This is a genomic window from Ideonella sp. (assembly GCF_041287625.1).
In the GTDB taxonomy this organism is placed as follows: Bacteria; Pseudomonadota; Gammaproteobacteria; order Burkholderiales; family Burkholderiaceae_C; genus Ideonella.
This window is the reverse complement of sequence record NZ_JBGGNH010000037.1, coordinates 31,628-45,928: the sequence shown is the minus strand read 5'-3', so window position 1 is coordinate 45,928 and position 14,301 is coordinate 31,628. Positions and strand designations below refer to the sequence as shown.

Annotated in this window: 11 protein-coding genes and 1 pseudogene; 8 read left to right on the top strand and 4 right to left on the bottom strand. The window is 67.2% G+C overall.

Annotation, left to right across the window (positions count from 1 at the left end; translation table 11 throughout):
• Positions 1–3: 3 nt before the first annotated feature.
• The 4 genes from ACAH41_RS14945 to ACAH41_RS14930 all read right to left on the bottom strand — a co-directional run bounded on the left by ACAH41_RS14945 (position 4) and on the right by ACAH41_RS14930 (position 4,145).
• Positions 4–1,758, bottom strand: a complete 1,755-nt coding sequence (locus tag ACAH41_RS14945; protein WP_325654089.1) for a GspE/PulE family protein — start codon at positions 1,756–1,758, stop codon at positions 4–6.
• Positions 1,759–2,009: 251 nt separating this feature from the next.
• Positions 2,010–2,594 carry a TMEM175 family protein gene (locus ACAH41_RS14940; RefSeq protein ID WP_325654087.1) on the bottom strand — a complete coding sequence of 195 codons (585 nt, stop codon included), beginning with the start codon at positions 2,592–2,594 and terminating at the stop codon, positions 2,010–2,012.
• Between the two features lie 47 nt (positions 2,595–2,641).
• Positions 2,642–3,442 carry a hypothetical protein gene (locus ACAH41_RS14935; RefSeq protein ID WP_325654085.1) on the bottom strand — a complete coding sequence of 267 codons (801 nt, stop codon included), beginning with the start codon at positions 3,440–3,442 and terminating at the stop codon, positions 2,642–2,644.
• A 52-nt stretch (positions 3,443–3,494) separates the two neighbouring features.
• Positions 3,495–4,145 carry a GntR family transcriptional regulator gene (locus ACAH41_RS14930; protein WP_325654084.1) on the bottom strand — a complete coding sequence of 217 codons (651 nt, stop codon included), beginning with the start codon at positions 4,143–4,145 and terminating at the stop codon, positions 3,495–3,497.
• 174 nt (positions 4,146–4,319) lie between these two features.
• On the opposite strand from ACAH41_RS14930, the gene scpA reads away from it, so the two are divergent.
• From scpA to ACAH41_RS14890, 8 genes and pseudogenes are all read left to right on the top strand, one after another.
• Positions 4,320–6,482, top strand: coding sequence for a methylmalonyl-CoA mutase (scpA, locus tag ACAH41_RS14925; RefSeq protein WP_325654083.1), 2,163 nt, complete (start codon positions 4,320–4,322; stop codon positions 6,480–6,482).
• An 88-nt stretch (positions 6,483–6,570) separates the two neighbouring features.
• Positions 6,571–7,035, top strand: a complete 465-nt coding sequence (locus ACAH41_RS14920) for a GNAT family N-acetyltransferase (protein WP_325654081.1) — start codon at positions 6,571–6,573, stop codon at positions 7,033–7,035.
• Positions 7,032–7,241 (top strand): annotated as a pseudogene (locus tag ACAH41_RS14915) (GIY-YIG nuclease family protein); the annotation flags it as partial. The gene ACAH41_RS14920 and the pseudogene ACAH41_RS14915, both read left to right, overlap by 4 nt.
• Positions 7,242–7,793: 552 nt before the next feature.
• Positions 7,794–8,798, top strand: a complete 1,005-nt coding sequence (gene meaB, locus ACAH41_RS14910) for a methylmalonyl Co-A mutase-associated GTPase MeaB (RefSeq protein WP_325654141.1) — start codon at positions 7,794–7,796, stop codon at positions 8,796–8,798.
• 42 nt (positions 8,799–8,840) lie between these two features.
• On the top strand, positions 8,841–10,373 hold the full coding sequence (locus ACAH41_RS14905; RefSeq protein ID WP_370538351.1) for an acyl-CoA carboxylase subunit beta: 1,533 nt from the start codon (positions 8,841–8,843) through the stop codon (positions 10,371–10,373).
• Between the two features lie 20 nt (positions 10,374–10,393).
• Complete coding sequence (locus tag ACAH41_RS14900) at positions 10,394–12,547, top strand: acetyl/propionyl/methylcrotonyl-CoA carboxylase subunit alpha (protein ID WP_325654077.1); 2,154 nt, start codon at positions 10,394–10,396, stop codon at positions 12,545–12,547.
• A gap of 7 nt (positions 12,548–12,554) precedes the next feature.
• Positions 12,555–13,829 carry an FAD-dependent oxidoreductase gene (locus ACAH41_RS14895; protein WP_370538350.1) on the top strand — a complete coding sequence of 425 codons (1,275 nt, stop codon included), beginning with the start codon at positions 12,555–12,557 and terminating at the stop codon, positions 13,827–13,829.
• Complete coding sequence (locus tag ACAH41_RS14890; RefSeq protein ID WP_325654074.1) at positions 13,826–14,293, top strand: VOC family protein; 468 nt, start codon at positions 13,826–13,828, stop codon at positions 14,291–14,293. The genes ACAH41_RS14895 and ACAH41_RS14890 overlap by 4 nt, the downstream gene beginning before the upstream one ends.
• The last annotated feature ends 8 nt before the right edge of the window (positions 14,294–14,301 follow it).

The following is a 14,301-nucleotide window of genomic DNA, read 5'->3' as shown; positions in this document are numbered from 1 at the left end:
GGTTCAGTGGCCCGAGTTGTCCACGTCCGAGGCCATGCGCATGGTCTCGGTGATGGAGGTGCGGCCCAGGCGCAGCAGTTCCAGCGCGTGGTCCACCAGGCTGCGGCCGGCCATGCGCTTGCGCGCGGCGGCGAGGAAGGCGGTCGGGTCGCCCTGGGTCGCGGCCTGGGTCAGGTCAGCGTCCATCTCCAGCATCTCGTACACGCCGTGGCGGCCGGTGTAGCCGGTGCTGTTGCATTGGGTGCAGCCGCGGCCGCGCTTGGGCACGATGCCGGCCGCGCGCTCGCCGGCCACCGCGCTCAGCCAGGCCTGCTGCTGCGGCGTGAGGGCGTGCGGCTCTGCACATTGCTCGCACACGCCACGCACCAGACGCTGGGCGATCACGGCCTGCAGCGAGGTGGCGACCATGAAGGCCGGCACGCCCATGTCCAGCAGGCGGAACGGGGTGCTGATGGCGTCCTTGGTGTGCAGCGTGGAGAGCACCATGTGGCCGGTCATCGCGGCGCGCAGGCCGATCTCGGCCGTCTCCGGGTCGCGCATTTCGCCGACCAGGATCACGTCCGGGTCCTGGCGCAAACAGGCGCGCAGCACGCGGGCGAAGGTGAGCTCGATCTTGTCGTTGACCTGCACCTGGGTCAGGCCCGGCAGCCGGTATTCCACCGGGTCTTCGACGGTGATGATCTTGTTCTGCTCGGCGTCCACCTCGGCCAGTGCGGCGTAGAGCGTGGTCGTCTTGCCGGAACCCGTGGGGCCGGTGACCAGCACCATGCCGGAGACGCGGCCGAGGATCTCGGTGAAGCGCCGCAGCATGGCTGCCGGCATGCCGATGCTGTCGAGCCGGCGCACCGCGCTGTCCTGTCCGAGCAAGCGCATCACCACCGATTCGCCGTGCTGGCTGGGCAGGGTGGAGAGCCGCACGTCCAGCGTGCGGTCCTTCAGGCGCAGCGAGAAGCGTCCGTCCTGCGGCAGGCGCTTCTCGGAAATGTCCAGCGAGGCCATCAGCTTCAGGCGCTGCGTGAGGGCCGCGGCAATGCGCTTGTCGGCCTGGGCCTGGGTCTGCAGCACGCCGTCCACCCGGTTGCGGATCAGCAGCTCGCGCTCCTGCGGCTCCAGGTGAACGTCGGACGCACCGACGTTCACCGCGTCCTCGAACAGCGACTGCAGCAGCCGCACCACGGGCGCGGCTTCCTGGCCCAGGCTGGCCTGCAGCGTGCCGAAGTCCACCGCATCGCCCACGTCCTTTTCCAGCGCCTTGGCCAGGCCGGTGATCTCGTCGTTGCGGCGGTAGTGCTTGTCGAAGGCGGCGGGCAGCTGGCTTTCGGCCGCCACCGCGATCTGGATCGGCTTGCGCAGCAGCCGCACCAGCTCGTCATAGGCGAACAGGTCCAGCGGGTCCGCCACCGCCACGGTGCAGAAGTCGCCCTTGTCCTCCAGCACGATGGCGCGGTGGCGCCGGGCCGGCGACTCGGGCAGCAGCTTCACCGTGTCGCTGCGCAGCGGGAAAGTCTTCAGGTTGACAAACGGAATGCGCAGCTGCGTGGCCAGGGCCTGCACCACCGCTTCCTCGGTCACCAGCCCGCGCTCAATCAGCAGGCGACCGAGGCGCTTGCCCGTCTGCTTGCCTTCCTCCAGCGCCTGCTGCAGCTGCGCCTCGGACACCAGCTTCTGCTGCACCAGCACGTCCCCCAGCCGCAGCTTGGGCGGCTTGGCGAACGTGGTCGTGGCACTGCTGGCGGGGGCGGTCGGATCGGCACTCATGGCAGGCAGCCACGCGGGAAACGCGCAGCGCAATGTCGGGTACCGAGGATCTTAGGAAGTGGCGCGAAATGCGATGAGGCGATGAGCGAGGGAATTGGCGGGCAGATCTTGGTGAGCCCGCCCAGGGCGGCCCAATCGTTGCCTCAGATGCCTTCTTCTGGGCCGCGGTACCGCTTTTTCAGCAGCAAGAGCGGCGATTGCAGCAACGAGTTCAGCGCAGTCATGGTTTTACGTGACGCATGCCCGGAGGTTCAGTCTTCCGTTCGATTCACGACCCGCTCAATCCGCCTGTCCGGTACCAGCCAGATCAGCGCCGCGAGCACATAGAAAGACAGTGCCAGCCACGTGATCCAGAACGAGGTGGCGATGCCTGCGCTGTACAGGAAGGGCGAGAGCTTGCCTTTCCAGTCGCTGCCGAGGGCGCGCTTGAGCATCGATTCATTGCCATCCACCGCCATGATGCAGAGTTGCAGCAGGTACCAGGCCACGGCGCACATCAGCAGCACCACGCCGTAGATCGCGCTGGGCAGCGAACCAAAATGGTTTTCGCCGAGCCAGCCGGTGGTGAAGGGCAGCAGAGACAGCCAGAACAGCAAATGCAGGTTGGCCCACATCACGCTGCCGTTCACGCGCTTGGTGGCGTGCAGCAGGTGGTGGTGGTTGTTCCAGTAGATGCCGACGTAGATGAAGCTGAGCACGTAGCTCAGGAAGACCGGCGCCAGGGGCAGCAGCGAGGCCAGGTCTTCGCCATGCGGCACCTTCAGCTCCAGGACCATGATGGTGATGATGATGGCCAGCACGCCATCGCTGAAGGCTTCGAGTCGGGTCTTGCCCATCGGGGTTCCTGTTGAATTGTTTTGGGCTTGGGCTGCGTGAGCAGGCTTCAGTCGCACCAAGGCGCTTGAACCACTGCCAGCAGCTTGCCTTGCACATCGCGGTGGCGCAGCCAGCCGGTGCGCAGGATGGGGCCGGGTTCGTCGTCCTTGCTTGCTTCCGGGCCTGACCGGGCCCAGCTTTCGGCCAGTTGCATCCACAGGCCGTCCGGCAGCTTGGCGAATGCGAGCACGCGCACCTCGCGGCTCCAGCCGTCGACCGCGTCGTCTCCGCGCACGGCGGCCAGCAGCTTGGCGCGTGGTGTCTTCCTGTCCTGTTTCTGCATGTAGGCCAGCACGGCTTTTTCGCTTGCCGGGGTGGACTTGACCGGCGCGGCCTTGGGGTTGTGCGCGGTGAGCAGCGGTGCGCCTTCCGGGTTCACCAGCTCGCCGCGGCGGCCCATGGCCATGACCGGCGTGCCGCTCTGGCCGTCGAGGGTGTCAACCTGCAGCCAGACCGGCTCGCCAGTGGCGCTGCGGGTTTCGACGCGAGGCACCGTCGGATTGCCCCACAGCGGGACATAGGCGTATTCGTCGCGGCATGCGCCATTGAAGGTGCCGATGTCTTCGCAGCGCAGCGGCTTGCCGGGCTGGCCGTCGCGGGTCCAGGTCGGCACGGCGTCTGCGGGCGCGGGCTTGTCGCCGGCGTCCGGACGTTGCGCCCACAGCTTGTAGGCGCGCACATAGCCGGTGGCGCTGGTGCCGATCAGCTTGGCTTCTGGCCAGCAGGCGGAATCGGCCTGTGCGGCCAGGGGCTGCAGGGCCAGGGCAGCCAGCAGCAGTGAAAGGGTGTGTGCGTGACGTGATGACATGGGCGGCAGCATAGCGGCGAGCAGGGGCGGCGGCGCCCCCCAAAAGGCCCGGTCACTGCGCTGCGGCGGCCAGTCCGTTGGTGAAGTGCAACTGCGTCAGGCGCTGCACTTCGGCCGCGTCCCGCCGCTGCAGCGCAGCCATCATTTCGCGGTGTTCGGCGAGCGATTCGGCAATGCGGCCCTGCTTGAACAGCGAGTGGTGGCGGTTGAGCTTCATCATCTTGCGCAGATCGATCACGATCTGCCGGGTCCAGCGGTTGCCGGCGAGTTCCAGGATGCGCAGGTGGAACTGCTCATTGGTCTTGAAGAAGGCGTCGCGCTGGCTGGCCTGGGTTTCCAGCAGGTCGTGCAGTTGCTGCAGCTCGACCAGCTCGGCGTCCGTCGCACGGCGGGCCACCTCGGCGGCGGCATCGCTCTCCAGCAGGCGCAGCAGGTGGTAGACCTGGCCCACGTCGTCGACGGACATCTCGGTCACATAGGCGCCGCGCCGCACCTTCATCGTCACCAGCCCTTCGACCGCCAGCACCTTCAGCGCCTCGCGCAGCGGCGTGCGGCTGATCCCATAGTCCAGCGCAAGTTTTTGCTCGTCGATCCAGCTGCCGGGCTCCAGCTCGCGGTTGAAGATCTGCTCGCGCAGCTTCTCGGCCACCTGCTGGTACAGGGCCCGCGGGGCGAAGAGGGTGGCGGTGTCGTCAGCGGTCACGGTCGAATCGGTCAGCGGTGGAAAAGAGGTCAGGGCGCGCGGTCAGATCCCGGCGGATCCGGCGGCGTTGCGTACGCAAATCTCAGGCCTGACTGGATATTGCATCCATAATTATGAATCACGTATGATGGAAAACGTGGACCCGCGGTCTTGGCGGGCCCCTCTGGAGTCCGCATGTCGTCAAATCCCCCGCCCGAATTCAAGCCCGCCAGCCTGTCGCAATGGGCACAGGCCGCCGCCAAGTCCGCGCCCGGCGGCGATGTGGAGGCCTTGAACTGGCAGACGCCCGACGGCATCACCGTCAAGCCGCTGTACACCGCGGCCGACCTGCAAGGCCTGGCCTACACCGACACGCTGCCCGGCTTCGAGCCCTTCCTGCGCGGACCGCAAGCGACCATGTACGCGGTGCGCCCCTGGACCATCCGCCAGTACGCCGGCTTCTCCACTGCCGAGGCCAGCAATGCCTTCTACCGCAAGGCATTGGCCGCCGGCGGGCAGGGCGTGTCGGTCGCTTTCGACCTGGCCACCCACCGCGGCTACGACAGCGACCATCCGCGCGTCACCGGCGACGTGGGCAAGGCGGGTGTGGCCATCGACTCGGTCGAGGACATGAAGATCCTGTTCGACCAGATCCCGCTGGACAAGGTCTCCGTCTCGATGACGATGAACGGCGCGGTGCTGCCGGTGCTGGCCGGCTACGTGGTCGCCGCCGAAGAACAAGGCGTGGCACAGGACCAGCTCTCCGGAACCATTCAGAACGACATTCTGAAAGAGTTCATGGTGCGCAACACCTACATCTACCCGCCCGAGCCGAGCATGCGCATCATCGGCGACATCATCGAGTACACGGCCAAGCACATGCCGAAGTTCAACTCGATCAGCATCTCCGGCTACCACATGCAGGAGGCCGGCGCGAATCAGGCACTTGAATTGGCCTTCACGCTGGCGGATGGCAAGGAGTACGTCAAGACTGCCATCGCCAAGGGCATGGACGTGGACGACTTCGCCGGCCGGCTCAGCTTCTTCTGGGCCATCGGCATGAACTTCTACCTGGAGATCGCCAAGATGCGCGCGGCGCGCCTCTTGTGGTGCCGCATCATGAAGGGCTTCAATGCCCAGAAGGCCAAGAGCCTGATGCTGCGCACCCACTGCCAGACCTCCGGCTGGAGCCTGACCGCGCAGGACCCGTACAACAACGTGGTGCGCACGACCGTCGAGGCCATGGCAGCCGTCTTCGGCGGCACGCAAAGCCTGCACACCAACGCGCTGGACGAAGCCATTGCGCTGCCCACCGAGTTCAGTGCCCGCATTGCGCGCAACACCCAGCTCATCATCCAGGAAGAGACGCACATCACCAGCGTGGTCGACCCCTGGGCCGGCAGCTACATGATGGAAAAACTGACCCAGGACATGGCCGACCAGGCCTGGGCCATCATCGAGGAAGTCGAGGGCATGGGCGGCATGACCAAGGCGGTCGAGTCCGGCTGGGCCAAGCTGAAGATCGAAGCCGCGGCGGCCGAGAAGCAGGCCCGCATCGACTCGGGCGCGGACGTGATCGTCGGCGTCAACAAGTACAAGCTGGGCAAGGAAGACGCGATCGACATCCTGGACATCGACAACGTCATGGTGCGCGAGGCGCAGGTCGAACGGCTGAAGAACCTGCGCGCCGCGCGGGACACGGCGAAGGTCGAGGCCGCGCTGGCTGCGCTGACGGCTGCTGCCGAAAGCGGGCAGGGCAACCTGCTGGACCTGAGCATCCAGGCCGTGCGCCTGCGCGCCACGGTGGGCGAGGTCAGCGACGCATTGGAGAAGGCCTACGGCCGCCACCGCGCCGACATCCAGAAAGTCACCGGCGTCTATGCCGCAGCTTACGACTCGGCCGAAGGCTGGGAGAAGCTGCAGAACGAGATTGCCGCGTTTGCCGAAGAGGCCGGCCGCCGGCCGCGCGTGATGATCGCCAAGCTCGGCCAGGACGGGCATGACCGCGGCGCCAAGGTCGTGGCCACCGCGTTTGCCGACCTGGGCTTCGATGTGGACATGGGCCCGCTGTTCCAGACGCCCGAGGAATGCGCCCGCCAGGCGATTGAAAACGACGTGCACGCGGTCGGCATCTCCACGCTGGCGGCGGGCCACAAGACGCTGGTGCCGGCCATCGTGGCCGAGCTGAAGAAGCAGGGCGCGGACGACATCATCGTCTTCGTCGGCGGCGTGATCCCAGCGCAGGACTACGGCTTCCTGTGGGACGCCGGCGTCAAGGGCATCTACGGCCCTGGCACGCCGATCCCGGTCAGCGCCAAGGACGTGCTGGAGCAGATCCGCGCCGCACAGTCCGCCTGAGTGGTTTGATCGACACTGATTGATTGACTGACCGGCCGCCGGCCAGCGTCCGCACTCCGCGGGCCGCCGTCGCCTCGAGGACTGTTGCATGACGCTCCCCCCTGTTCCACCCGCCGGCTCGCTGTCGCTGGCTCCGGCCGGCGAAGGCGACTTCGAGGCCCTGCTGTCGCTGCGCCTGGCCGCCATGCGCGAAAGCCTGGACAAGGCGGGCCGCTTCGACCCGCAGCGCGCCCGCGAGCGCCTCTCGCGCGGCTACCTGCCGGCGTACACGCGGCACATCCTGCGCAGCGGCGAGCTGGTCGGCTTTGTCGTCGTCGTGCCGCGCGAGCACGACTGGCTGCTGGACCATCTCTACATCCATCCCAGCGCGCAAGGCGAAGGCGTGGGCTCGTGGGTGCTGGCGCAAGTGCTGCGGGAAGCCGACGCGCAGCACAAGGCCGTCAGCGTCACCGCCCTCAAGCACAGCGACGCCAACCGCTTCTACCTGCGCCACGGCTTCGTGCTGCAGGCCGAAGGCGAGTGGGACCTGTACTACCTGCGCGCTGCACGATGAAGCCCTTCACCGTCTACATGTTGCACTGCGCTGACGACAGCTACTACGTCGGCCACACCGACGACCTGGCGGTACGACTGCGGCAGCACCAGGACGGTGAGGAGGGCTACACGTCGACTCGCCGTCCGCTGGCGCTGGCATGGACGGGGGAGTTCGAGACGCGGGATGGGGCGCTGGCGTTCGAGCGGCAGGTCAAGGGCTGGTCGCGGGCCAAGAAGGAGGCCCTGATGCGCGGGGACTGGGAGGGAGTTCAGGCGCTGGCCCGCAATGGGGTGGAGCGGGGGCTTCGACAAGCTCAGCCTGAACGGGAAGGGCAGAGCCCGGAACTTACCTCCACCGTTCGCCCTGAGCCTCCCACTACCGTTCGCCCTGAGCCTCCCACTACCGTTCGCCCTGAGCCTGTCGAAGGGCTGCTCCGCTTGCGCAGCCAGACTTCATCGAGTGAGGCAGGGCTTCGACAAGCTCAGCCCGAACGGGGCGAGGTGAGCGCTCCTCCATCCGTCCGCGCCGAGCCCACGCTTTCCTTTCACGCTGAGCCCACCCTTTCCGTTCACCCTGAGCCTGTCGAAGGGCCCAAGGAACCCTGGCTTCGACAAGCTCAGCCCGAACGGGAGGAGGGAGCTCAGTCCGAACCCTCATTTCCCGTTCACCCTGAGCCTGTCGAAGGGGCCAAGGAACCCTGGCTTCGACAAGCTCAGCCCGAACGGGAGGGAGGCAGAACCGCTCCATCCGTTCACCCTGAGCCTGTCGAAGGGCCCATCGACCCCCTGTTCCCAGCCCTCCTCGGCACCCATGCCGCCCCGCGCCGCCGCGCCATCGCCAAAACCATCACCCTGCTCGAATCCACCCGCGCGGACCACCGCCAGCGCGCCGATGCCTTGCTCAACGCCTTGCTGCCGCACACCGGCCGCTCGTTCCGGCTGGGCATCTCCGGTGTGCCGGGTGTCGGCAAGAGCACCTTCATCGAGGCGCTGGGACTGCACCTGATTGCCCTGGGCCATCGCGTGGCGGTGCTGGCGGTGGATCCTTCCTCCAGCGTGTCCGGTGGCTCCATCCTGGGCGACAAGACGCGCATGGAGCAGCTCAGCGTCAACGAGTCCGCCTACATCCGCCCCAGCCCCAGCAGCGGCACGCTGGGCGGCGTGGCCGAGCGCACGCGCGAGGCGATGCTGGTCTGCGAGGCGGCGGGCTACGACGTGGTCATCGTCGAGACCGTGGGCGTGGGCCAGAGCGAAACCGCAGTCGCCGGCATGACCGACATGTTCGTGCTGATGCAACTGCCCAACGCTGGCGACGACCTGCAGGCGATCAAGAAGGGCGTGATGGAGATCGCCGACCTGGTCGTCATCAACAAGGCCGACCTGGACGAAGCCGCCGCCACCCGCGCCCGCGCACAGATCAGCTCGGCGCAGCGCCTGTTCCACGGCCACGGCATGGCGCACCCTGAACCCGGCGCGCCCGAGCAGTGGCAGCCCACGGTCATCCAGCTCAGTGCGCTGAAGGCACAGGGCGTGGACAGCTTCTGGCAGACCGTTCAGCGCTTCCGCACGCTGCGCGCCGCGGCCGGCCAGATCGCGGCGCGCCGCCAGCGCCAGGACGAGGCCTGGATGTGGGAGCGGCTGGATGCCGGCCTGAAGGCCCGTTTCCGCGCCCATCCTGGCGTGCGCGAACAACTCGCGCCGCTCACGGCCGCGGTGCGCGCCGGTGAACTGGCCGCGTCCGTCGCCGCGCGCCGGCTGCTGGACCTGCTCGACCAGCGCTGAACCCGATTCATCCCGATACCAAACAAGACAAGAGGACAAGCCATGCAAGACATTCAGCAAAGGCTGGAAGACCAGCGCCAGAAGGCCCGGCTGGGCGGCGGCGAGAAGCGCATCGCCGCCCAGCATGGCAAGGGCAAGCTGACGGCGCGCGAGCGCCTGGAGCTGCTGCTGGACGAAGGCACGTTCGAGGAATGGGACATGTTCGTCGAGCACCGCTGCACCGACTTCGGCATGGCCGATAACAAGATTCCCGGCGATGGCGTGGTCACCGGCTACGGCACCATCAACGGCCGCCTGGTGTTTGTCTTCAGCCAGGACTTCACAGTCTTCGGCGGCGCGCTCTCCGAGGCGCACGCTGAGAAGATCTGCAAGGTGATGGACCAGGCGATGAAGGTCGGCGCGCCGGTGATCGGGCTGAACGACTCGGGCGGCGCGCGCATCCAGGAAGGCGTGGCCTCGCTGGGTGGTTATGCAGACGTGTTCCAGCGCAACGTGATGGCCTCCGGCGTGGTGCCGCAGATCAGCATGATCATGGGCCCGTGCGCTGGGGGCGCTGTCTATTCGCCGGCCATGACGGACTTCATCTTCATGGTGAAGGACAGCTCGTACATGTTCGTCACCGGCCCCGAGGTGGTGAAGACAGTGACGCATGAGAGCGTCACGGCCGAGGAACTGGGCGGCGCGCTCACCCACACCGGCCGCAGCGGCGTGGCCGACCTGGCTTTCAACAACGACGTGGAAGCGCTGCTGATGCTGCGCCGCTTCTTCAACTACCTGCCGCTGTCCAACCGCGAGAAGCCGCCCGTGCGCCCCAGCGGCGACCCCGCAACGCGCATGGACCTGTCGCTGGACACGCTGGTGCCGGAGAACCCGAACAAGCCCTACGAGATGAAGGAGCTGATCCTGAAGGTCGTGGACGACGGCGACTTCTTCGAGCTGCAGCCCGACTACGCGGCCAACATCGTGATCGGCTTTGCGCGCATGGAAGGCGCCACGGTCGGCATCGTCGCCAACAACCCGCAGGTGCTGGCCGGCTGCCTGGACATCAAGAGCAGCATCAAGGCCGCGCGCTTCGTGCGCTTCTGCGACGCGTTCCAGATCCCGGTCGTCACCTTCGTCGACGTGCCCGGCTTCATGCCCGGCACCTCGCAGGAGTACGGCGGCATCATCAAGCACGGCGCCAAGCTGCTGTATGCCTACGCCGAATGCACGGTGCCGAAGATCACCGTGATCACCCGCAAGGCCTATGGCGGCGCCTATGACGTGATGAGCTCCAAGCACCTGCGCGGCGACGTCAACTTCGCCTGGCCCAACGCCGAGATCGCGGTGATGGGCGCCAAGGGCGCGGTGGAGATCATCTTCCGCGAAGACAAGGGCGACCCGGCCAAGCTGGCCGCCAGGGAAGCCGAATACAAGGCCCGTTTCGCCAACCCGTTCGTGGCCGGCAGCCGCGGCTTCATCGACGACGTGATCCAGCCGCACGAAACCCGCAAGCGCATCTGTCGTTCGCTGGTCATGCTGAAGGACAAGCAGCTCGACAACCCGTGGCGCAAGCACGGCAACATCCCTCTGTGAGTGAGCCGGAGAAGAAGAACATGTTCAAGAAAATCCTGATCGCCAATCGCGGAGAGATCGCTTGCCGCGTCATCAAGACTGCGAAGAAGATGGGCATTGCCACGGTGGCGGTGTATTCCGAGGCCGACAAGGAGGCGCGCCACGTGGCGCTGGCCGACGAGGCCGTGCTGTTGGGCCCGGCGCCTTCGCGCGAGTCCTACCTGGTGGCCGACAAGATCATTGCCGCGGCCAAGGCCACCGGCGCCGATGCCATCCACCCCGGCTATGGCTTCCTGTCGGAGAACGAGGCGTTTGCCCGCCGCGTCGAAGAAGAGGGCCTGGTGTTCATCGGGCCTAAGCACTACTCGATTGCTGCGATGGGCGACAAGATCGCCTCGAAGAAGCTGGCGAAGGAAGCCAACGTCAGCACCATCCCGGGCTGGAACGAGGCGATTGACACGCCCGAGCAGGCGGTGGAGATTGCCAGGGGCGTGGGCTACCCGGTGATGATCAAGGCCAGCGCCGGCGGCGGCGGCAAGGGCTTGCGCGTGGCCTTCAACGACAAGGAAGCCTTCGAGGGCTTTTCGTCCTGCCGCAACGAGGCGCGCAACAGCTTTGGCGACGACCGGGTCTTCATCGAGAAGTTCGTCGAGGAGCCGCGCCACATCGAGATCCAGGTGCTGGGCGATTCGCAGGGCAATGCGGTCTTCCTGTGGGAGCGCGAGTGCTCCATCCAGCGCCGGCACCAGAAGGTGATCGAGGAGGCGCCGTCGCCCTTCATCAGCGAAGCGACGCGCCAGGCCATGGGCGCGCAGGCGGTGCAGCTGGCCAAGGCTGTGAAGTACCAGAGCGCCGGCACGGTGGAGTTCGTGGTCGGCAAGGACCAGAGCTTCTACTTCCTGGAGATGAACACCCGGCTGCAGGTGGAACACCCGGTGACCGAGTGCATCACCGGGCTGGACCTGGTGGAGCAGATGATCCGCGTGGCGGCCGGCGAGCCGCTGGGCTTCACGCAGGCGGACCTGAAGCGCGAGGGCTGGGCCATCGAGTGCCGCATCAACGCCGAAGACCCGTTCCGCAACTTCCTGCCGTCCACCGGCCGGCTGGTGCGTTACCAGCCGCCGGCGACGACGCTGGAAGCGGGAATGTCTCGGGTTGGGCCTTCGACAGGCTCAGGCCGAACGGGGAGCGGGGTGGCTGAGATGTCAGTTGGCGCCGCAAATCCCCTTTCCGTTCGGGCTGAGCCTGTCGAAGCCCAGCCAACCTACGGCGTGCGGGTCGACACCGGCGTCTACGAAGGCGGCGAGATCCCGATGTTCTACGACTCGATGATCGCCAAGCTGATCGTGCATGGCCGCGACCGGCTGGACGCGATTGCCAAGATGCGCGAAGCGCTGAACGCGTTTGTGATCCGCGGCATCTCCAGCAACATCCCCTTCCAGGCCGCGCTGCTGGCACACCCGAAGTTCGTCGCTGGCGACTTCAACACCGGCTTCATCGCCGAGCACTATGGCCACGGCTTCCGCGCCGAGGACGTGCCGCACGATGACCCCTTGTTCCTGGTCGCGCTGGCCGCATTCGTTCGCCGCAAGGCCCGCGAGCGTGCCGCCGGCATCACCGGCCAATTGCAGGGCCATGACGTGGCGCATGCGGACGAATTGGTCGTGGTGCAGTTGGGCGAGCAGGGCAGTCATGTGCACCATGCCGTGAGGCTGGGCGAGTTCGGCGCCCTCAAAGGCACGCTGGACGTGACCGTGAGCGGCAAGACCTTCGTGATCCAGAGCGACACCAAGCTCGGTGAAGTGCTGATGACCGGCACTGTCAACGGCAAGCCTTTCAGCGCGCAGGTCGAGCGTGGCCCGGCCCGCCTGCCGCTGGCGCTGCGGGTCTCTCACAACGGCACGGCCATTGACGCGCTGGCGCTGCTGCCGCGTGCCGCCGAGCTGCTCAGGCTGATGCCTTACAAGGCCCCGCCGGACCTGTCCAAGTTCCTGCTGTCGCCCATGCCCGGCCTGCTGGCCGAGGTCTCCGTCGCGGTCGGCCAGAAGGTGCTGGCCGGCGAGAAGCTGGCGGTGATCGAGGCGATGAAGATGGAGAACATCCTGGTCGCCACCCAGGACGGCGTGGTCAAGGACGTACTCGCCAAGAAGGGTGACAGCCTGGCGGTGGACCAGTCCATCCTGGCCTTCGAGTGAGGCCGTGTTGAAGTCTTCGGGCCCACTGAAGGTCGCGGTCGTGGGCGCCGGCGTGGCCGGTTGTGCGGCGGCCGTGCTGCTGCGCCGCGCAGGCCATGCGGTACAGGTTTTCGAGGCGGTCGCCGAGCCGGCGCCGATTGGCGCGGGTGTGCTGTTGCAGCCCACCGGCTTGCAGGTGCTTGGGCAGCTCGGGCTGCGCGACGAAATGATTGCGCTGGGCGCAGTTGTGCATCAGCTGGTGGGCGACACGGCCACCGGCCGCAGCGTGCTGGACATGGACTACCGCTGCCTCGGGCCGCAGGTGCACGGCCTGGGCGCGCAGCGCGGCGCACTGATGGGCTTGCTGTGGCAGGCGTTGCGAGCCAGCGGCGCCGAATGGCATTGCGGCATGGCGGTGGAAGGGTTCACGCAGGACGAGGCCAGCGTGACGCTGCGCCAGCGGGAGCGTGAACTTGGCCGCTTCGACCTGCTGGTGCTGGCCAACGGCACGTTTTCGCAGCTGCGCCGCCAGTTCGCGGTGCCGCAGCGCGAAACGCTGTTTCCGTGGGGCGCCGTGTGGTGCGTGCTGCCGCAGCCCGAAGACGCGCCGCTGCAGTTGCTGCGCCAGCGCTTTCGCGGCGCGCGGCAGATGCTGGGGCTGATGCCGGTGGGCCGCCCGCACGGTGCGCCGCACGCGCCGCCCGGCGTGAACCTGTTCTGGAGTCTGCGCGACGACGCCCTGAAGCGCTGGCAATCGCAGCCCGATGCCGCGGCGCTGTCGGCGCTGAAGGCCGACATGCAGGCCTTGCTGCCCGAGGTCGCGCCGCTGCTGGCCGGCCTGACCGACCCGGCGCAGCTGCGCGTGGCCCGTTACGCCGACGTGCGCATGCGGCACTGGCACCAGGGCCGCGTGGTGGCGCTGGGCGACTGCGCGCACGGCATGAGCCCGCAGCTGGGCCAGGGCGCGAACATGGCGTTGATCGACGCCTGGGTGCTGTCGCAACGACTGGCCGCGCGTGACGACGTGCTCGCCGCGCTGTCCGACTACAGCCGCGAGCGCCGCGCCCACCTGCGCTTCTACCAGGCTGCCAGCCGCTGGCTCACGCCGCTGTTCCAGTCCGACCAACGCCTGGGCCCCGCCTTCCGAGACGCCTTCTTCGGCACTGCCGGTCGCTTGCCGTGGATCAAGGGCCAGTCCATGGCCACGCTCAGTGGCATGAAGTCCGGCTGGTTGTTTGGTCGCCTGGACCTGGACACCGCCACGCCGCCCCCGCTTTCGTTTCCGATGGAGCAAACCTCATGAGCAGCAGCAAACCCTTCCGCATTCTTGGCATCCAGCAGATCGCCATCGGCGGGCCGGACAAGCAGCGGCTGAAGTTGCTGTGGGTCGACATGCTGGGCCTGCAGGTCAAGAGCAGCTTCGTCTCCGAGCGCGAGAACGTCGACGAGGACATCTGCGCGCTGGGCAGCGGGCCGACCGCCGTGGAGGTGGACCTGATGCAGCCGCTGGACCCCAACAAGAAGCCGGCCGTGCACACCACACCGCTGAACCACGTGGGCCTGTGGGTGGATGACTTGCCCAAGGCCGTCGAGTGGATGACGGCCAATGGCGTGCGTTTTGCGCCGGGCGGCATCCGCGCTGGCGCGGCCGGCCACGACATCTGCTTCATCCATCCCAAGGCCAACGACGAGTTCCCGCTTTCGGGCGAGGGCGTGCTGATCGAGCTGGTGCAGGCGCCGGCTGACGTGATCGCCGTCCTCGGGTAATCCCGAAC